This is a genomic window from Porphyromonas levii DSM 23370 (assembly GCF_000379925.1).
In the GTDB taxonomy this organism is placed as follows: Bacteria; Bacteroidota; Bacteroidia; order Bacteroidales; family Porphyromonadaceae; genus Porphyromonas_A; species Porphyromonas_A levii.
Genome location: NZ_KB904258.1, coordinates 1 through 21,374, shown reverse-complemented (window position 1 = coordinate 21,374; position 21,374 = coordinate 1). Strand labels below are relative to the sequence as shown.

At 46.6% G+C, this 21,374-nt stretch carries 15 protein-coding genes; 5 read left to right on the top strand and 10 right to left on the bottom strand.

The window, feature by feature from the left end; all coding sequences use genetic code 11:
- Positions 1–649: 649 nt before the first annotated feature.
- From A3GG_RS0106350 to A3GG_RS13965, 4 genes are read left to right on the top strand one after another with little or no spacing between them, the layout of a single operon-like run.
- Positions 650–1,084, top strand: a complete 435-nt coding sequence (locus A3GG_RS0106350) for a peroxiredoxin family protein (RefSeq protein WP_018358476.1) — start codon at positions 650–652, stop codon at positions 1,082–1,084.
- Positions 1,081–2,781, top strand: a complete 1,701-nt coding sequence (locus A3GG_RS0106345; RefSeq protein ID WP_018358475.1) for a DUF6029 family protein — start codon at positions 1,081–1,083, stop codon at positions 2,779–2,781. The genes A3GG_RS0106350 and A3GG_RS0106345 overlap by 4 nt, the downstream gene beginning before the upstream one ends.
- Before the next feature lie 18 nt (positions 2,782–2,799).
- On the top strand, positions 2,800–4,917 hold the full coding sequence (locus A3GG_RS0106340) for an Omp28-related outer membrane protein (protein ID WP_018358474.1): 2,118 nt from the start codon (positions 2,800–2,802) through the stop codon (positions 4,915–4,917).
- A gap of 22 nt (positions 4,918–4,939) precedes the next feature.
- Positions 4,940–5,062, top strand: coding sequence for a hypothetical protein (locus tag A3GG_RS13965; protein ID WP_282705040.1), 123 nt, complete (start codon positions 4,940–4,942; stop codon positions 5,060–5,062).
- A 224-nt stretch (positions 5,063–5,286) separates the two neighbouring features.
- Here A3GG_RS13965 and A3GG_RS0106335 read toward each other — a convergent pair whose 3' ends face one another.
- The 3 genes from A3GG_RS0106335 to A3GG_RS0106325 form a co-directional block, all read right to left on the bottom strand.
- On the bottom strand, positions 5,287–6,255 hold the full coding sequence (locus A3GG_RS0106335) for a PorV/PorQ family protein (protein ID WP_018358473.1): 969 nt from the start codon (positions 6,253–6,255) through the stop codon (positions 5,287–5,289).
- 33 nt (positions 6,256–6,288) lie between these two features.
- Complete coding sequence (locus A3GG_RS0106330) at positions 6,289–9,060, bottom strand: S8 family serine peptidase (protein WP_018358472.1); 2,772 nt, start codon at positions 9,058–9,060, stop codon at positions 6,289–6,291.
- Positions 9,061–9,171: 111 nt separating this feature from the next.
- A complete protein-coding gene (locus A3GG_RS0106325; protein WP_018358471.1) occupies positions 9,172–10,824 on the bottom strand; it encodes a BACON domain-containing protein in 1,653 nt (550 codons plus the stop codon).
- Between the two features lie 772 nt (positions 10,825–11,596).
- Here A3GG_RS0106325 and A3GG_RS13405 point away from each other — a divergent pair.
- Complete coding sequence (locus A3GG_RS13405) at positions 11,597–11,827, top strand: hypothetical protein (protein WP_156808694.1); 231 nt, start codon at positions 11,597–11,599, stop codon at positions 11,825–11,827.
- Positions 11,828–11,885: 58 nt separating this feature from the next.
- On the opposite strand, the gene sufD is transcribed toward A3GG_RS13405, so the two are convergent.
- From sufD to rimP, 7 genes are all read right to left on the bottom strand, one after another.
- Positions 11,886–13,217, bottom strand: coding sequence for a Fe-S cluster assembly protein SufD (sufD, locus tag A3GG_RS0106320; RefSeq protein WP_018358470.1), 1,332 nt, complete (start codon positions 13,215–13,217; stop codon positions 11,886–11,888).
- Positions 13,214–13,975, bottom strand: a complete 762-nt coding sequence (gene sufC / locus A3GG_RS0106315) for a Fe-S cluster assembly ATPase SufC (protein ID WP_018358469.1) — start codon at positions 13,973–13,975, stop codon at positions 13,214–13,216. The genes sufD and sufC overlap by 4 nt, the downstream gene beginning before the upstream one ends.
- Positions 13,976–14,003: 28 nt before the next feature.
- A complete protein-coding gene (gene sufB, locus A3GG_RS0106310) occupies positions 14,004–15,446 on the bottom strand; it encodes a Fe-S cluster assembly protein SufB (RefSeq protein ID WP_018358468.1) in 1,443 nt (480 codons plus the stop codon).
- Positions 15,443–15,985 carry a CvpA family protein gene (locus tag A3GG_RS0106305; protein ID WP_018358467.1) on the bottom strand — a complete coding sequence of 181 codons (543 nt, stop codon included), beginning with the start codon at positions 15,983–15,985 and terminating at the stop codon, positions 15,443–15,445. Before A3GG_RS0106305 ends, sufB begins: the two co-directional genes overlap by 4 nt.
- A 102-nt stretch (positions 15,986–16,087) precedes the next feature.
- Positions 16,088–19,030: a translation initiation factor IF-2 gene (gene infB, locus A3GG_RS0106300; protein ID WP_018358466.1), complete on the bottom strand. Its 2,943-nt coding sequence runs from the start codon at positions 19,028–19,030 to the stop codon at positions 16,088–16,090.
- A gap of 22 nt (positions 19,031–19,052) precedes the next feature.
- The gene (gene nusA, locus A3GG_RS0106295; protein WP_033408521.1) at positions 19,053–20,420 is read right to left on the bottom strand and encodes a transcription termination factor NusA; all 1,368 of its coding nucleotides are present in this window, start codon (positions 20,418–20,420) and stop codon (positions 19,053–19,055) included.
- 78 nt (positions 20,421–20,498) lie between these two features.
- Positions 20,499–20,969, bottom strand: coding sequence for a ribosome assembly cofactor RimP (rimP, locus tag A3GG_RS0106290; RefSeq protein WP_018358464.1), 471 nt, complete (start codon positions 20,967–20,969; stop codon positions 20,499–20,501).
- Positions 20,970–21,374 lie beyond the last annotated feature (405 nt).

The following is a 21,374-nucleotide window of genomic DNA, read 5'->3' as shown; positions in this document are numbered from 1 at the left end:
CTAACTGCTTGTTAATCAGTCCCGACATGCCTATTTTCTCCCAATATGAGATGAAAAATTGAGCTCCCCCGATTGCAGTCTTGCGATTTGTGCTAATAAATTGTACCTTTGCCATAACAAGTCCTCTATAATTTTTTGTAATATCTATACGAACATAAAGATACAAAAAAATCTGGACATAAGCCCTGTATTCTCCTTGAATACAGGGCTTTAATTATCAATAGCGCCACCTACTAATAATCAGGGGCTAACGCATACTTTGCGGAATCTAGGCTAGAGAAAAATAAATTTATTCCTAGGAATAAATTTCACTACTCCCGCAAGCCGCAGTCAGTAGGCTATAGAGGGGTGAAATGCACTATAGCTATTGTCGTTCGATAGTAGTGGTGGGGACGTCTTTGGTAGTCATGGGTTACCGCTTTTTAGACAGTATTCGGGCGCATCTCCATATTTTTTATTAACGATGGCATATTTTCTATACCATTTTTCTTATATTTGCCCTCTATTACACTACTAGAGCGCTTTGTGCTCTTCAGGGTAGTTATAGTCGTTTTTTACTTGTTAGATAGAAACTCAGATGGATTTGCGAAAAAAGTTATCAAAGAAGTTAGTATTGTGCATCGCTTTTTGTCTTGTCTCACTTCAGGGAATGGCTCAGTCCTTACCGGTGGTTAAGCTAAAGGATTTGAATGGGAAAACAGTCTCAACCGCCTCTTTCCTCGAAAAAGGGAAGCCTGTAATTCTCTCTTTCTTTGGAACTTGGTGCAAACCTTGTCTTAGAGAGCTAGATGCCATTCAGGAGGTGTACGAAGATTGGCAAGACGAGACGGGCGTCACGCTCTATGCTATTTCTATCAATGAAGGGTCTGATGAGTTTAAGGTCAAACCAGTGGTGCACGCACATGGCTGGGAGTTTCCTGTACTTCTGGATACCAATACTGAGCTCAAAAGAGCTATGGGTGTGAATGTAGTGCCTAATGTCATCGTGCTAGATGGAAAGGGCAAAATAATCCTACGAAAGACAGGCTATGTAGAGGGCGGAGAGTCGGAGATTATCAAAGCCATTAGATCCGCTAACAAATGAAGATTAATAGTCTATTGAATCGTGTATTAGAGGGCGTTGCACTGTGCCTCTGCTGGTACGGCATTTCGTATGGTCAGGAGACGGATGCCAATAAATGGCAGGTCAACTTGGGCATCCAATCGGATCTCCATTATTCTACAAGCCCTGAACAAACCTCCAATCGCTATCATGGGGTCAACTATCTGACCACCCAGATTCACAATAAGTATATCCGCCTAGGGGTGAGACTAGAAGAGATGGTTCGCCCTTTACCTGGCTTCGAAACCAATAAAGGTTGGGGCATTCCTTATGTAGCGCTCACGGGGCAATACAAGTCTTGGGAAGCTACTCTGGGCGATGTGTACGACCAGTTTGGCAGTGGCTTAGTCTTGCGCTCTTATGAGGATCGTAGCCTAGGGCTCGATAACTCTATCCGTGGCGGTCGCTTGGCATATAACTTTAGAGATCTACTCTCTATCAAACTGGTAGCAGGTCAGCACCGCAACCACTTCGACCGTGGGTGGAAGGTCTGGAACCCTGATAGAGGAGCTCTGGGTGGGGGCGATATGGAGCTGAATGTAGGCGATCTACTCGGCACCACAGACCATGGAGTGCTCCTGAGATTCGGTGGCTCGTACGTAGCTAAGTATGAGCGCAAAGAAGAGATTACGCAGATCAGAGATGGGCAAACCATGGCGTTGGTACTCCCTGAGACTGTCGGGGCTTGGGCTAGTAGGATGGCGGTTGCCTATAAAGACCTCAATATTTATATGGAGTATGCTGCAAAGGGTGCTGATCCTAGCAGAGGGAATAACTATATCTTCCGTAGAGGCTCTGTGGCTATGCTGACTGCCAGCTATATTTGGGGCAAGAATAGTCTATTCATAGGCGCGAGGAGAAGTGAGAACTTCGACTTCCGTTCGGATAGAGGTGCCTCACAAAACGATATGCGTATCAACTTCCTCCAACCTTTCACTAAGCAACAGACCTACTCGCTCGCTGCCCTCTATCCTTATGCTACACAGCCCAAAGGGGAGTGGAGCTTCCAGGGTCAGTTTGCAACAAAGCTAGAAAAAGGCTCTTGGCTCGGTGGCAGGTACGGCACCGATATCAAGCTCACGGCTTCTGTCGTAAGGGATATACAGAGAGTTTGGGAGCAACCTGAATGGGAAAGCAACCCGCAAGACCCTAGCATCATGGGTAGCGACGGATATAGTAGTTCGTTTTTCGGAATGGGAGGACCTCTATACCATAGTATAGACCTAGACATCAAGAAGAAAGTCTCTCCTACCTATACCTTCTCTCTCGGGTATTCCAACCAGCTGTATAACCAGCAAGCGATTGAGGGGCATGCCATCAATGGGGACTTGGTATCCAGCAATATCTTTATCTACGAGGGGAAGAACAAACTATCGTCCAAGGTAACCTTGCGCTCGGAGCTGCAGTACCTGATGAGTAAGCAAGCACAAGGAGACTGGGTGTTTGGGCTTGTGGAGTGCTCTATACTACCTCATATTATGGTTACCCTTAGCGATCAGTGGAATATCGGAACCACTAAGGAGCACTTCTATATGGGAAGCATAGCTGGCTCGTTTGGGGCACACAGGCTACAGCTCTCTTATGGCAAGACCAGGGAAGGTATCAATTGCTCTGGCGGAGTATGCCGCTTGATGCCAGCTACTCAGGGAGTTTATCTATCGTACAACTTTGATATATAATCGTTACATTTTGAAGATATGAGATTTTTGAATAGTATTTGGGCTTTCGTAGTCCTTTCTATCCTACTGGGTGGTGTCCTATGGGGATGTGCACAGAAGGTAGATAGCAAAGACCGATGGGTTCCAAAAGAAGAGGAGAAAGAGGAACTCCCTCAGCAAAGGAAGACCATCTTGGTAGAGGAGTACACAGGTCAGCTGTGTATCAATTGCCCCACCGCTGCGAAGATTCTCCAAGAGGTATCAAAGAAGTATGCGCCCAATGTAATCACAGTGGAAATGCACGCTAAGCGCACGAAGCAAACTGAGGCTACACTAGAGTCGGCTCTCGCTGATAAATGTGCCGAGAAGTTCGCTATCCCCAGTGTTGTACCTGGGGTGATGATCAATAGGCTACCAATCGGGAGTGCTAAGGAGCGATATTCTGATGATAGAAGTGCTTGGACGGCTCTCATCCAAAAGGCACTGGAGCAGAAAGCTACCCACCAAGTAGAGGTAAAGATTGGTGCAGTAGAAGGGCGTAAGGTAACCTTCACGGTACGTGGTACGAAGCTCTCGTCTCAGGATAAAGGCGAGAAGGTTGGCTTGGCGGTCTGGGTTGTAGAGGACATCTATGCCTCACAAAAGGTAGGCAATAAAGTAGAGCCGAAGTTTCTGCACCACAATGTACTTAGGGATGCACTCACTACGGAGGCAGACTACCAGCTTGGGGAGACACGCTCTGTAACTACGGAGTTGCCACAGTCGGTAAAGGAGGTGAAGAATGCCAAGGTTATTGCTTTTCTCTACAACAAGAAGACTGACGAAATCTATGAAGCAGCCATTGCGCCACTTGGTTCGGGTATAACCTCGAATGACGCCGAAACAGAGAAGGAAGAGAAACCCGAGCCTAAGGAGACTGAGATAAAGTTTTACCTCGACAACCAACCTATAGCCTCTGGGAAAGAATTAAAAGCCACTGTTGGTAAGAAGTTAAACAATGGCATCGTAGAGCTAGAATCACCTGTGGTAACTGTAGCAGGCTTAAAGGAGGAACAACTTAAGGGTATTGTACTGGATGTGCTTGCAGAGAAGATGGACCACAAGGATGACACCAATTCTGGGATTGTTAGTATCTGCTTGGATAATTGTTCAGCACTAACTGGTCTACAGCAACAGTACCATAACCCGAAGTACACACCCCATGAAAAAGACAATATTACGTTGCATTTTGGCTTGAAGAACCCAGCAAAGAAAGATACTTATCGGGTTCGTATGTCCATAAAGAACAAGGAGAAGGAGATAGCACACTGGGTTTACGTATTTGAGTATGACCCTACCTCTGTGAAAGAAGATATTCCGTCAGTGACACCTCCTGAGGAGAAGCCCACTCCACCTGAGGAGCAACCAATACCCGACAATCCGCCTGCCCCTACGCCTCCTACTGGTGGGAATGCGAAGTCAAATGTCGTAGCAGTAGACTTTACAGGGCAAAGATGTCCTGCTTGTATCAGCAGATTGAGGGATTTAAATGATTATTCCAAAGAGTTGCATCCCAATCTGATACTTGTAAGTATCCACTCCTATGGCTATTATACGGTTAATGAAGAGCTGATACCTAGAGGTGATATCATAAATCCCTATTATAAACATTGTGGGGTTCCCTACTTCCCTAGCATCTATGTCAATAATGTGCCCATCACATACAATGGAGGCTATGCCACTAGAGAAGAGGTGAATAAGAAACCAACCCTTTCTTCCTCTTTGAAGGTAGAGTTACTAGACGGCAAGCGTGTGAAGGTTTCTTGTAAGTCTCAACCCTATGATGAGGCGAGCAAGGCAATTCTACCAACAAAGATGAACGTGCTCTTCTGGGTGGTACAAAATAAAATGCGAGGGTTCCAAGCTGGGGTTAGTACAGATTATGAGCATAATCATATCCTAAGAGGGACGCTTAATGGAGCGTGGGGAGAATCGTATGCCCTCGGGATCAACCATTCTAAAGTGTACGACTTACCTCCTGTAGATGAGTGGTATCCACCACAGAACCTAACGCCATCGAATAGGTTCAATCTCGAGAATTGCGAAGTTATCGCGATCTTCCTTGATGCCGATACCAAGCGATTCTATGACGCAGTAAAAGTCAGCCTAAAGAAATAAAGAGGGAGTGTAAAAATAGACAATGAAGAGAAAAGTCCTTTCAGAGAATGTTGCACGAAGTGCCATTCTCGCCGATTTGCTTGCAAATCGGCTGAGACGGTGCACGGTGGTGAAATACAAGGCACTGAGACTGAGACTAAGCTGACGGGAGCGTACTCACGTACGTGACCGAAGCCGAATGTCGAAAGTAACGCAGTAGTTCGCCACCGTGCAACAGTCTCTTTCAAATTAATGGTCTACACCCCTTGACTCTGTAAAGAACAACTGCTACCATCAAGTAATAACTTGACGGTAGCAGTTGTTCTTTACAAATGATACTTATCATTTAGAGGAGTGGTATTTCAACACACCCTCTGTTGAGACTATAACTTAGTAGTCAAATGACAATGTAAGCATGAGTTTATTTGCTGCAAACTGATTAAGTGCACCTAGGTAACCCAAGTCGAGCTTAGCACCACGATAAGCGAAACCTACACCTGCACTCCAGAGGCTAGTATCTTTAGTGCCATACTGGAAACCTGCACGAAGGCTAGCAAGGTTATAGAGCGTATACTCAGCACCTAGATTGGTCTGGAATACCTGAGCCTTAGCAGGGAGGAAGAAGTACTTCGCACCCACAGCAGCACGTACCTTATGGTCGTCACTAAATGCGTGACCGAAGTCGGCAGTTAGCTGAGCATTGCTAGGCATTGCATAAGCATCCTTCTTGCTATAGTAGATAGGTGCACCTAAGTCCGCTACCCTAGCAGCTAGGTTAAGGTCTGTAGCCTCAGAGAAGGTAAGAAGATAGTTGGCACCTACACTAAACGCTCCAGCATAAGCAGCCCTACCGGTGTAGCTCTGGATAAAGCTTCCCGTAGCGTAAGCAGCAAGAGCATCGGTAATCCTAAAGGCATATCCGAGGTCTACCGCAAAGTCGAAAGGAGAGGTAAAGCGCTTATTGGTACCCCACTGTTCACTGATACCACCTTTTATTTGTAGACCCCCTTGATACCTAAATCCGGCATATACTACATGCCTATCTAGGAAACGGTATCCAGCGGTTACAGAGCCGAGCATAAGGTTCCCTTTCACATAATCATCCTTAGGCATCATGTGCGTAAGACCCGTAGCCGTAACCGTGAGCCGGATATCATCATTAAAAATAGAGGCAGGATTAGTATAGAGGTAATTACGATCTGTCTTAAGTAGAGTAGCATTACCCATAGCAGCTGCACGTGCATCAGTAGGAGTCTCCAAGAATGGGAGCACACGGCTACTCTGTGCACGAAGAGGAAGAGCAGGAAGAAGTGATAACGCAAGTACACAAAGTGCACCTAAGATTTGTCTATTATTCATAACATTCTATAATCAATTAATCAAACTTCAGGATTATCTCTTCTGTACCACCTGATTGAGTGCCTCCTTACCACCAGCAGTTACCCTTAGGCGATAGCTACCAGGAGCCAAGCTCTTCACCGGCACTGAAGCCATACCCTCGTGATCCACTAGGAGTGCACGATCTATTACCTTCTCACCTGCTAGAGTTGAGATAGTCACTACAGGCTTGCCACTATTTGGCTTAACCCAGAAATTGAGTTTATCCTTCAGAGGTAGAGGCCAAACGGCATATACATCGTTGTCCTTATTCTTAGTCACAGAGACATCAAAGCTCGTACGTGTCTCATAGTAACCATTAGATACAGTGACATTGATAGTAGCCTTACCTGGCTGGTGACCCTTTACGGTAACCTTAGAACCCTCAACGGTAACTGAAGCTACAGTACCATTGCTAGAGGATGCCTTATAGGTATGCTTTAGCATGCCTTGTGGCTTGACATTCTTTGATAGATCAGCAGTCAATGGCTCATTCTCTACACCTATCAGTACACTAGGAAGAGCCGATGTAATCTCTGGAGCGTCGACACTTACAATGCGGAATGGAACTTCATAAGTACTCTTTCCTCCAAGCTCATCGACAACCTCAACACAGAACTTATACTCTCCCTCAGAGAGCACTGGACGGATGCTCACCTTAATACCCTTGTCAGTCTTGGTACAATTAACTCCAGATGTGTGTCCTGATGTCTTGAACTTCCAAGTCTGTCCATCAGGCTCATTAACTTCTAGTAGATAGTCAGTACTTCCATTGATATCAAGAAGCACAATAGGCTCCTTAGGAATATTGCTAATAACAGGAAGATTATTAGTCTTAGTCTTAGCGGTCATAAAGGTTGGCTTACTCTGCAAGCCCCATCTATCAACTGCCACTAGTGCAAAATAGTAGGTAGAAGAATGATCAAGGTATGAAGCAGTATAGCTTATTTCATCACCAACAGCACGACCCATTGCAGAGACATAACCAGATGCATTACCAAGAGGCTGACCTACAGTGGCGTAATTACTTTCTGTTAGTTGCTCTTTTGAGCAATACAAACGATACTTAGATGGGGTTTCATCATCTTCATCCTTTGGCACTTGCCAATATACTGTTATCTCTTGGAATTTATCCCCTTTAGATTTCTCTGACAAGAATTTTGGCGTATCAGGGTTCTTATGCTTATTCTTAATGGTTACTGCTTGGTAAGCATCAATATACCCAGAACCAAGCTTTCCTGCATATTCAGGATTCATCTCATCGATATCCACAGGAAGAACAGACGCCAAAAGAATTTCCTCTAGTTCCTTAGCTGTAAAATTCGGACCTCCATGGGCTGAGATCGCTAGAGCTGCAACACCTGAGACATGGGGGCAAGCCATAGAAGTCCCCTGATAAAAATCATATTCTGCTTTCCCTACAGAGCTGAGGACACCTGCCTTTGTTCCATATCTATCTATATTTCCACCAGGTGCAGTAATATCTGTCCACGTACCGTAATTAGAGTAACCAGCCTTCTTATAGTCCGGACCCATAGCATTTACGGTTATAGCCGGTTCATACTCCCCTGGGGCATACCTCTCTTCAGAGCTGTCATTACCTGCAGCAATGATAACAACGCCCCCTTCCATCAAAGCATTAGGGCGATATTTAGCATTTCTACCTGCATTTTTTCTAAAGTAATCAATAGCAACCTTTGTCGCTCCTGGTGTAGGTCCAGGGACTCTATTACCCCATGAGTTTTGAGAAATCAGAGCCCCATTATCAGCGCCATACACAATTGCTTTTGCAAAACCTCCTTGATTCTTTCCAGCAAATACATTGGCAGACATTATACGGACGCCAGTCCCGGCCTTACTATGATCTCCTCCGGCAACACCACAAACGCCGATACCATTGTTGTTACGTGCTGCGACAGTTCCCGCCACGTGAGTCCCATGATAACCCGCATCTGGGACTATGGTTCCACTCTCATTTACAAAGTTATATCCATAGATATCATCTATAAACCCATTACCATCATCATCTTTTCCCTTCTCTCCATGTAATTCGGCTTCATTGATCCATAGATTATCCTTTAGATCCTCATGCTCTAGAGACACGCCACCGTCTACTACACAGACGACTACATCTGCCTTGCCTGTGGTTACCTCCCAAGCTTTAAACAAATTTACGTCTGCACCCATTTCCCATCCATTGGCAGAGGCTGTATTGTTATAGTGCCATTGCTCTTTCAATCTAGGATCATTGAAAGGCAACTTAACATCTCTTTTTCGATAATCCCCCAAGAAGTAAGGTACTATTGGTTCTCCCAACATCATCATCTCAGGCTCATATTCCACACATTCGATTCCTGGTACCTGACTAAGCGTCTGCAGTGCCATAACCATATCCGTACTTTCGTCTATGGTTACCTCGTACCATAAATGCATTCCCATATCACGCTTTTCTTGTTCGAAGCGGGGATCAATACGGAAATAGCGCTCAGCTTTCGAAGCATTTATCTTATTAAGTGCAGTACTCATCATACTTGGAACACTCCTCAATTGAATCTCCCCGTCTTCAGAGATTTGCATATCATTGAGATGTTCTTCTGCAATCTTAATGATGACTTTACCTAGAATAGGTTTCCCATATCTAAGCGTTGCTATTCCGTCTCCTGAGATCAGTGCATCCTGCTCGGTATCATTGTTTGCAATCTGACTTTGATCTAAGCGATCATTTTTACACGAAGCACAGCATATTGCCAACAATAAGGTAAAAAGAAGGTATATGTTTCGTTTCATACTAATTATTTTGTAGTAAGAAGAAAAGAAAGGACTCGCCTCTTCAATTAAGTACTAATCTCTGAGGCAAGTCCATTACTCTAGTTTATGGGGTTCGACTTGCAGATGCAGTTACTTTGCACCTAGAGCCCTATCTTGCTTAATAATACGGTCAGCAATCTGCTCAATCCAGCCCTGACTGGTAACAGCTGAAGAGCCACCGTCAAATGCGAAGTAGTTAATAGCAAACACTGGTGCACCATCAAGGACGTCTGAGAACTTAGCTCCACGTGGGACTACCATCAACTTCTTAGTAGCGTGGTAGTAGAACTGAAGACCGTCAACTTCCTTATGGAATTGGAACCCTTCTTTTTCGAGAAGCGATACAAACTCCTTGGTCAAGAAGTACTTTCCGCCATTATACTCCCAAGCTCCTAAGTTAACATTGTCCCAAATTACCAATAATTCTGACACATTATTCTGAGGGTTCCCGTCGGCACCCTTAGTTTTGTTATCAAAGAAGTAGAGACGTATATATAGAGGGCGTTTAGATTTGTCAACCTCATACGTAAGTGTTTTGATATAACCTGGAACTTGTTTATCTTCGCCTTCTTCTGTAAGCTTAGAATTATCTTTCCCCTCTATCTCTTTTACCTTTTTAGCTGTATACTCAGGCTTCCCGATCATGGAAGAATTATCATATGGGAACCCATTAAAAGTTGCATACTCCTTGTCTTGCTCTGGCTTTGGTGCCATAAAGTGCACAACGGCAGTCTTTATCTTAGGATCGTCTTTTGCAGAAACTGTAAAGCGGCTATCCTTATGTGTACCGGTTATGCGCTTACTCTTATCGTCATACTTCGCATCCTCAAAGCCATTCTCCTTTAAGAACTCTACAAAACCTTCATCTACAAGCTTCTTAGTGTTCTCTTTTATTTCTAGATATTCAATAATCTTAACCCTATCAACATCAATATCAAATAAATAATATACAGATGGGAACATTTCAGAAGACGTAGCAAATGTGTAATTCGCTCCTGTTGGTGGCACACCAAACATTGGCATTCCTGGACTTTTTGGTTCGAAATGTAGTAAGAAACTACCTTTTTTAGTCTCGTAAGAGATAAGGTCATACTCTTTGGCATCAGCTACAAGATATGGTAGTGCGAACTTATTGCCACCCATACCAGCCTGCTGTACAGTAATCTCCTTTTGGGTCTTACCGCTCTTCGCATAGATCTTGGTTTCACGAGCAGCACCATCATTAGGAGCAATGTCGAGCTGGATGAAATCCTTGAATACGGTCTTTTTGATCCATGCTGAAGCTGCCTCGTCTATATCTAGTGTCCAAGTAGCGGAGTTGCTCTTCACACTAATAAGCTTAGTTTCACCAGCATTGGTAACTACAATGTTCTCTGGAGAAACCTCAAGAACGATGTCAGCAGCACTCTGGACAACTGAAATCTTCTCGTTAGTAGCGCCAGCTACAACAAGAACCTCAGCAGCACGGTCAGCTCCACTCTGGTTAGGTGTGGCAACAATAGTCAGGGCATTACCCGCAATTTTGGTCTTTAGCCACTCCACGTTGGAGATAGCGTTCCACTTTGCCTGGTTGGTAGTCACAGTGATAGCCTGTGCTTCACCTCCAGCATTAGCGATAGTTACAGCCGTAGCTGATAGAGACAGTGTTGCCTCCTCCACTTCTGTGTCCTTAGGCGTACAAGACGCGAATAGGCCAAGAAGCAACGTCACCGCAAAGGCGGTCAAGTAGTTGAAATGCTTCATAGGTTTTAGTAAGTTAGTAAAAAAATCAGTATATGTATAATAGTTATTCTTGTCTACCTAATACCCCTGAAGTAATGAACTCAAAATCCAAAACCGAGATATTTAACATTAAGAGCAACTGATTACCCACACCGCAAATGTGGGAATAATTTTTCATAATGCCAAATGTTTTTGCTTTATATTAACACCATGACAACAACATTCGGCTTCTAGAGCGATTTCTATACGATAAAAAAGTTTTTAACAAACACACCATGAATTATTTAGATAAATATAATAAAGCAATATAACAAGTATTTTGCTATCTAGACATTAACATTTACACATTAACAGAATAGCATCCAGAAATGCGTTTACACTGAATTTCTAATGAATAATCCATCGGATACTAAGGAAAAAGATAGCACATAGGCGGTGCACATATGCTTATTCTCACCCGCTTCTCTGCCGAATGAAGTTTTGCCCTATCGATACCAAACCCACCAGACAACTAGCTTAGAGGATAAAGAGGAGGACACGATATACATACCATTACACTTCTATTCACTCCCTTTCGCCTAATAATACAACACTACTCTACTGAGTCCCGTCAGTCTCTCCCGCAAGAGACTCCAGTCTCTCCCGCAAGAGACTCCAGTCTCTCCCGCAAGGGACTCCAGTCTCTCCCGCAAGCGACTCCAGTCTCTCCCGCAAGGGACTCCAGTCTCTCCCGCAAGGGACTTTCACTACTCTACCTACAAGCTATGAGTAGAACGCCATCAGCCTAGGAGGAATGATACGAACACTTCAAGAGACTGTTGCACGGTGGCGAACTACTGCGTTATTTTCGATATTCGGCTTCGGTCACGTACGTGAGCACGCTCCCGTCAGCCTCAGTGCCTTGTATTTCACCACCGTGCAACGTCTCAGCCGATTTGCAAGCAAATCGGCGAGAATGGCACTTCGTGCAACATTCTCTTCAAGGGCGTACACCCTCCATCTCTTCTATCACGCACCCCTATGAACGAACGAGGGGGCGACACCAGATGATGTCGCCCCCTCAGTTGTTGTATTTATGTCGCTTACTGCTTGCAGGTAGCAGGTAGCCCACGATAGCGGTTATCGAGTGTGTTTACGAGCCGTTGGCGTAGCGGTTCATACTCGATATTATCTAGAACATCTGCCATAAAGGCTACAGTGAGTATCAAGCGTGCCTCCATACGTGGAATTCCTCGCTGCTGCATATAGAATACAGCCTGCTCGTCTAGCTCCCCAGTAGTCATACCATGGCTACACTTCACATCGTCGGCATAGATCTCCAATTGTGGCTTGGAGAACATCTTTGCGGTATCGGAAAGCAGAAGGTTACGGTTGTTTTGGAAGGCAGCCGTCTTCTGCGCATCACGAGCGACATAGATCATTCCACTAAACGAACCGATAGCCGTATCGTTCATTGAGTACTTAAAGAGTTCGTCGGAAGTACAATTGGCTACGCTATGTCGTATCTCCGACCAATTGTCGAGTGCCTTGTCATCGTCCAACACCCCAAGTCCATCGAGGTCGAGATGGGCGTGCTCCCCTGCAAGATCACAGAAGTAATTATTGCGGGTACGCCCATTGTGTACGGTGATATTATCGATAAGCACTTGGCTATCCGCCTCTTGGTGTATATGCGTCTCCATGATACGGAGGGATAGACTATCACTCTCCTCAACATTGTAGTACTGCACCTTTGCCCCTCTCTCGGCATAAATCTCTACCACACCCACATAAGCGGAAGTCGTATCTACGACATCATGGTCACAGAGCAATAGTTGCCCCTCTGCCCCCTCCTCAGCTATCACAAGGACACGTGGGAAAGTAAGCACACCATCTCTGCCTGCCGTGGTAGCATAGTGAATCAAGTGCACTGGTGCTTGCACTTTTGTCCCCTTGGGGAGATAGAAGACGAAGAGGTCTTCTACGAAGAGGGTGTTGAGACGGGCAAGGCGAGACTTTTGGACAGATGCCATACGCCCGTAATAGCGTTCCGCTACGCCTGGGTAGAGAGAGGCGAACTCACTGAGGCTACCAGCAAAGAAGTCCTGAGCGCTATCGGAAGCTGCTACCACTCCTCCTATGAGATAGTTTTGCCGAGCATCAGGGTAGGTAAGGCGGCATGAGTAACCACTGGCTTGCTCTTTGGAAAGCCTGGGCGAGCTCTCTATCTTCCACTCCTGGGATAGTGCCTCATCAATCTTGAAGTACTGGTAGTGTTCCTCGCGGTAGATAGGTAATCCCTCCGAGGCGAGTTGCTCCCTAGCGGCAGCCCTAGCGGCTTGTAAGACAGGGTGAGCGCTCTTTGCTGGCTCCAGAGAGAGGAACTTCTCGGCAAGAGCCAACTGCGCTTCCTTACGTTTGCTTCGCTTCATCATGCCTCCTCTCCCTGTAGCTCTTCACGAATCCAGTCATAACCACGCTCCTCTAGTTCGAGGGCTAGCTCGGGACCTCCAGTCTTCACGATACGACCATCTAGTAGTACGTGCACAATATCTGGCTTGATAAAGTCGAGCAACCTCTGGTAGTGCGTGATAACGATAGACGAGGTTTCTGGCGACCTCATAGCATTGACTCCATCAGCCACGATACGGAGGGCGTCGATGTCGAGACCTGAGTCAGTCTCATCTAGGATAGAAAGTGTGGGCTGCAGTACTGCCATCTGGAAAATCTCATTGCGCTTCTTCTCTCCACCAGAGAAGCCTACATTCACAGCGCGCCCCGTGAGCTCGCTATTTAGCTCTACAAGCTTCTGCTTTTCGCGGATAAGCTTTAGGAACTCCGAAGCACTCATTGGGTGCTCGCCCTTTGCGGTTCGTTTGGCATTTACCGCCGTACGGAGGAAGTTAACCATGCTTACTCCGGGAATCTCTACTGGGTACTGAAAGCTCATAAATACCCCCGCATGAGCGCGCTCTTCAGGCGCCATATCTAGGAGGTCATGCCCATCAAAGGCCACGCTACCCTCAGTTACGTCATAGCGAGGGTGCCCTGTGAGGACATTGGATAAGGTGCTTTTGCCGGCACCATTAGGTCCCATTATAGCGTGTACTTCGCCAGAGTTTACAGTGAGGTTTACACCTTTGAGAATTTCCTTATCCTCAATCCTGGCGTGTAGATTCTTAATCTGCAACATATATCAATATTATTCTAAATCAATTTTATCAACCCACTGAACCCTCAAGAGAGATCGAGAGTAACTTCTGTGCCTCTACGGCGAACTCCATAGGTAGGTGGTTCATCACCTCCTTGGCATAACCATTGATAATCAAGCCGACCGCCTCCTCCTCAGGAATACCACGTTGCTGACAGTAGAAGAGCTGATCTTCTGAGATCTTGGAGGTAGTTGCCTCATGCTCTATAATGCTCGAACTATTGTGTACCTCGGCGTAGGGGAAGGTATGGGCTCCGCACTTATCACCTATCAGAAGGCTATCGCACTGAGAATGGTTACGTGCATTCTCGGCTTTGGAACTAATCTTTACCAATCCTCTATAGCTATTCTCGCTGCGCCCTGCAGAGATACCTTTGGAGACGATACGGCTCTTGGTATTCTTCCCAAGATGTACCATCTTGGTACCGGTATCGGCTTGCTGGAAGTTGTTGGTCACTGCCACGGAGTAGAACTCTGCTACAGAGTCATTGCCCTGAAGGATACAGCTAGGATATTTCCAAGTAATTGCCGATCCTGTTTCTACCTGTGTCCAAGATATCTTGGAGCGATCGCCACGGCAAATACCGCGCTTGGTCACGAAGTTGTAAATACCTCCCTTGCCATCCTTATCGCCTGGGTACCAGTTCTGAACTGTCGAGTACTTCACCTCGGCATCGGTCTCAGCAATAATCTCTACCACTGCTGCGTGGAGCTGGTTCTCATCGCGCATTGGGGCGGTACAGCCTTCGAGGTAGCTGACATACGCCCCCTCGTCGGCAACAATCAGGGTACGCTCGAACTGCCCTGTATTCATTGCATTGATCCGGAAGTAGGTACTCAGCTCCATCGGGCACCGCACGCCCTTAGGCACATACACAAAGGAGCCATCCGAAAATACCGCAGCATTGAGGGCTGCAAAAAAATTATCCCTGTAGCCAACCACAGTACCGAGGTACTTCTGGATCAGCTCAGGGTATTCCTGAAGGGCTTCGCTAAAGGACATGAAGATAATGCCCTTCTCCGCTAAAGTCTCTTTGAAAGTGGTGCGGACAGAGCTACTATCTACCACGGCATCTACTGCATAGCCTGCCAATGCCTTGCGCTCATTGACAGGGATCCCGAGCTTCTCGAACGTGCGCTCTAGCTCAGGATCCATCTCCTCGTCAGCGCTCTTTTTCTTCTTAGGCTGAGCGAAGTAAATCACTTCCTGGAAGTCTATCTCGGGGATATCTAAGTGCGCCCAATCGGGCATCTCTAGTGTAAGCCAATGACGGTAAGCATCTAGTCGGTGCTCTAGCATCCACTCAGGCTCTCGCTTCTTCTGAGAGATGAGGCGAATGGTATCTTCCGAAAGTCCCTTGGGGATATATTCCGTCTCTACATTCGTAGTCCAGCCATACTCATATTCCGACTGGGTGACCTTATCAATTATTTCGTCAAAATTCTCACTCATATTACTGTATATATACTGTCGGTAGGTGCTACTTCTACTCCATTAGGATCTAGGTGCTCTCTTACCCCTTGCTGGATTAACAGACGAGTAGGTAATATTGTTTCACCTACCTTTTGGATCTCAGGCGCTATTGTGCACGCTTCAGGAATGCCGCCCCAACCGTATCGGGGACTCAGGGAACTGTAGATATTGAGGAGCACTACGAGCAACATCATGGTCACTAATAAGGACAGTACCACACCCGCCAAACGATTGACTACACCTAACATCTGCCCTACACCCTTGAGCAAAAAACGAGCAATCCAACGGGTAAGTGTCACCACCACCAAGAAAGCTAGCGACCATGAAATCCATCCCGCAGTAAGGCTCACACCCTTAGATGCGAATAGGTCTATCACAACAAGAGAGACGGGGTCTGCCAAAATATAAGCAAGGACCACGCTTCCAAGCCCTATTGCTTGAGCCACAAAGCCACTGCGATACCCCCTAAGAGCGGATATCACCAATAATATAAGGAGTACTATGTCTAACCAATGCATTTCTCTTGAAGGCAAAAAAGAAGGGAAACAAATAGCGAGTAGCAAGTATAGCAGACTCTATCAGCTACCCTTACTACCCACTATTCGTTTCCCTTATAATAATCAGAGCTTACGCTCTACCTTAATCTCTTCGTAAGCCTCGATGATATCGCCTACCTGGACATCGTTGTAGTTCTCGATATTAAGACCGCACTCCAGACCAGTGACTACCTCCTTGGCATCGTCCTTAAAGCGCTTAAGCGAACCAAGTGCGCCTGAGTGTACCACGACACCATCGCGAATAACACGCACCTTATCACTTCGAGAAACCTTACCATCCAGCACGTAGCAACCAGCGATAGTGCCTACCTTAGGAATCTTGAAGGTCTCACGCACCTCGATATTAGCCGTGATACGCTCCTTAATCTCTGGTGATAGCATACCCTCCATAGCAGTCTTGACATCGTCCAGAGCATCATAGATAATCGAGTAGGTACGAATCTCTACACCCTCCTCATCGGCAACACGCTTAGCACCTTGTGCAGGACGCACCTGGAAACCGATAATAATCGCACCCGATGCACTTGCCAATATCACGTCACTCTCGGATATCGCACCGATACCCTTATGGATAACGTTGACCTTAATCTCGGAAGTAGATAGCTTCACGATAGAATCTGAAAGCGCCTCTACCGAACCGTCCATATCACCCTTCACGATAATATTGAGCTCCTGTACATTACCCTCGGCAATGCGACGGCTAAGATCCATCAGTGATGGTAGGTGCTGCGTACGCTCGCGCTGTTCTCGCTTCAGCTGGCTACGACGGGTAGCAATCTCGCGCGCTTCCTGTTCCGTATCAAGCACATTCATCACCTCCCCGGCCTGCGTAGCGCCATTGAGACCAAGAACCTTTACTGGCTCTGATGGACCTACACTCTTTACGTTTTGTCCACGCTCATTAAAGAGCGCCTTCACCTTACCGAAGTTGGCTCCTGCAAGGATAAAGTCACCTACATGTAGCGTACCCTCTTGCACCAATACCTTCGTAGTGTAGCCACGGCCTTGCTCCATGGTACTCTCGAGTACCGATGCCACTGCCTTCTTATTAGGATTAGCTTTGAGCTCCATCACATCGGCTTCAAGCAGCACCTTCTCCAAGAGCTCCTGGATACCGATACCCTTCTTTGCCGAAATCTCCTGGCTCTGGTACTTACCGCCCCAATCCTCTACTAGATAATTGAGGTTAGCCAACTCCTCCTTGATCCTATCGGGATTAGCACTTGGTTTATCAATCTTATTGATCGCAAAGATTATTGGAGTCCCAGCTAGAGATGCGTGGCTCAAAGCCTCCTTGGTCTGTGGCATCACGCCATCGTCTGCTGCCACCACGATGATAACAACATCCGTAACCTTGGCTCCACGAGCACGCATAGCGGTAAACGCCTCATGACCTGGGGTATCTAGAAGAGTAATCTTACGACCATCCTCTAGTGTCACGCTATAAGCACCAATGTGCTGAGTGATGCCTCCTGCCTCCGTAGCTGTAACATCGGCATTACGTATAGCATCGAGAAGCGAAGTCTTACCATGGTCTACGTGACCCATCACCGTAACAATAGGCGCACGTGGGAGCAAATCCTCCTCACTATCCTCCTCCTTCTCTATCATATCAAGGACCTGAGCCTCCACATACTCAGCAGTATAGCCATAATCATCGAGGATAAGATCAATAGTATCCCTCTCCAGTCGCTGGTTAATCGAAACCATCATCCCGAGATTGAAGCAATTCATGATAATATCATTGACTGGCACATCAATCATCTGGGCGAGGTCATTAGCCGTTACATACTCTGTGAGCTGTAGCGTCTTATCCTCCATCATTGCCTGCTCCTCAGCATCCACAGCTTGGCGGTGTGCTTCGCGCTTCTCTCGGCGATACCTAGCTGCTTGATTGGCACCCTTACGGCGTCCTCCTTGGATAGCAGCCATCGTTTCACGAATCTGCTTCTGGATATCCTCCTGAGTAATCTCAGGCTTCTCCTCCATCTTTTGCTTACGCTTCGCCTTGCGTCCCTTCTCTTGCTTCTGAGCTGCTTTATTATCGTTGTGGCGACCATCTCCAGGGCGCTGACGCTTGGTTTCTCCTTGCTGCTTACCTTGTTGTTTGCCTTGCTGCTTACCTTGGTTCTGACCTTGGCGAGATGTCTCCTGCTTCTTACCCTCCTTTTCTATATCTACCTTATTACCACGGATACGCTTACGCTCGCGCTTTTTGCTGGACGAAGACCTCCGATCAGGCTGAATGGCAGAAAGGTCGATCTTACCGACCACAGTCACACCCACATCAGGCGTTGTAAGAAGTTCAGGAGAAGTAATCTTTTTAGACTCGGTCTTCACCTCCTCCTTAGGCGCTTCTGCCTTTGGCTCGGGCTTAACCTCTGCCTTAGGCGCCTCTACCTTTGGTTCAGGCTTAACCTCTACCTTAGGCGCCTCTACCTTTGGTTCAGGCTTAGGTTCAGGCTTAACCTCTACCTTAGGCACTTCTACCTTTGGTTCAGGCTTAGCCTCTACCTTAGGCGCTTCTGCCTTTGGTTCAGGCTTAGCTTCCGCCTTAGGCGCTTCTGCCTTTGGTTCAGGCTTAGCCTCTGCCTTAGGCGCTTCTGCCTTTGGTTCAGGCTTAGCCTCTGCCTTACGCTCAGGCTTAGGAGAAGATACCACATTACCCTTGGCATCCAGCTGTATCTTACCCAGCACCTTGGGACCACTATGCTCCACCTTACTGCTGGAGGTAGCGACCTTCTTCTCCACTGCAGGGTCCGACTTAGAGATCTGAGTCTGAGACTCAGTCTTCACACCCACAGAGTAACTATCGAGCAGAGCTTTACGTTCGCCTTCAGATAGTTCGCGACCAAATTCGTGCACTACTGACTTGAGCTCTGCGTCAGTCAGCTTACTATTGGGATTGTATCCACCTTCTGCCGACTTATCATTGAGATAATCGACAATAGACTTGATACCAGTCCCCAACTCCTTAGCAACTTTACTTATCTTTATGCTGGGCATCTTTCTCCTTTCCTCTTACTGATTACTTATCCTCCTCAACCTCTGTATCTTCTGGTGCTTCCATCACGTCCTCTACGGGATAATAACGTGGGTCGCGCGCTGGAAGATGGCCATACTGTTCCTTTGGGAGCTCATCATTACTAAACTCAGTCATCAAGATCTGCACCACGTTCTCCACAGTGCTCGTCTCTAGATCTGTAGCACGCACAAGCTCCTCCTTAGTACGACGTAGTACCGACTTCGCTGTATCGCAACCTATCCCCTTGAAAGTATCGATAACCCAAGTATCGATTTCATCATCGAACTCCGTAAGGAAGAGGTCGGTCATATCTACATCCTGAGTCTCGTCACGGTAAATATCAATCTCATAGCCAGTAAGCATACCAGCGAGCTTAATATTCTTACCGCCCTTACCAATAGCTTCCGAAATCTGATCATGAGGCACACGCACCTCAGCCTGCATCGTCTCAAGATTGAGCTTCACCTTCATATTCTTAGCTGGAGCCAATGCCCTCTGCACCATAAGCGTAGGATTATTGGTCCACTGAATAACATCGATGCTCTCATTGCAGAGCTCAGCGACAACACCTTGGATACGACTACCACGCACACCTACCACAGCACCAACAGGGTCGATGCGCTCATCATAGCTTTCCACAGCCACCTTAGCCTTTTCTCCTGGGATACGTGCCACGGCACGAATCGTCACGAGACCATCCTGAATCTCTGGCACCTCGCGCTCAAAGAGTCGCTCCATGAACTTATCCGATACACGACTCAGGATAATTTTAGGGTTATTATTATTGTACTCGACCCTATCAATGATTGCATTGATACGATCACCCTTCTTAAACCTATCCCTAGGGATAGCTAGTTGTTTAGGCAAGATAAGTTCATTGTCATCCTCATCCATCAGGAGCACCTCCTTCTTCCACACCTGGTAGATGTCGGCACTGATCATCTCCCCTACCCTCTTACTGTAGTTGGCATAGAGGGTATCCTTCTCCAGCTCGGTCACCTTACTCGCCAGAGACTGCTTTAGATTGAGAATGGCACGGCGACCGAAGCTCTCGAACTTCACCTCGTCGATATACTCCTCACCTAGCTCCAAATCCTCCTCCCCTAGTGCACGGAGCTCAGAGAGAGAGACCTGCTGCATCTCGTTCTGAACCTCTCCATCTGGCACCACGATACGGCGGCGCCACATCTCTAGGTCTCCTTTCAGAGGGTTTACAATCACATCGAAGTTATGGTCGGTGCCGAACATCTTCGCGATTACATTACGCAAAGACTCTTCCATCACCTTTACCATAGTATCCTCATCGATACTCTTCAGACCCATGTAATCCGTAAGGGCCTCTACAATAGTCGGTTCCTTTTTTCTTGCCATATTCTCTATCATTACAAGCCCCCTAGCCCCCTAAAGGGGGAATTACTGCTAGGAAGCCCCCTAAAGGGGGTTTATAGGCTAAACTTTCAAATTATAAACTGCCTTCTTAACCTCGTCATACTTGAGCTCCAGTCGATGCTCAATAGGGCGCTTTCTACGCTCCCCCTCGGGGCGCTCCATACGAGTAACTACCAGCACAAAACCCTTCTCATCCGCACGCTCTAGAAGACCTACTTCCTTCACACCACGCTTCAGAAGCACCTCCAGCTCACGCCCCACAAACTTGCGGTAACGTCTCACCCCCTCCAACGGAGTGGTCAGACCTGCACTAGACACCTCTAGCTCAAAATCCTCTTGCTCACGATCTAGCGACGCCTCAATATGCCGAGTAAGCGCTACTATCGTATCGATATTCACGGGGTCGGTATCATGATCTACCTCCACCTCTATGCGGTTATTTGCGTTCACTTCAGCCCGCACTAGGAAATACCCCTCGTGCTGCTCTAAGAAAGCCCCAACCGCCTGCTCTACGTCTTTTACCTCTACCATACCAATACATATATGCAATGATGAGAAGACTGCTCGAGAGTCCTCTCATCAACCATTCCATCGCAAAGATACCAAAAAAAATAAAACTTTGAAAGTGCAGACTATCAAGACTCCCCGAACCTCTATAAAGAGACTGTTGCACATTCGAGTTTAGACGTTTTTGACTGACTTTTTTCAGATTTTCGTCTTGTCTAGCTTGAAAAATCGCCTTGTTTTTTGATTATTCTCCTCTGTAAAAGCTCTAAATATGAGCTTTTACAGAGGATTTCTAGTACTTATCTCATAACAAGTGCTCCTCTTATAGAGGCTTCTTCATTTTGCAATAATGTATTGAGGTATAACTGGGGAGCTCTTTTGATGTTGTAGCAAATGGCTTCAAGTATATTTTGTGCATGCGTCTTAGCT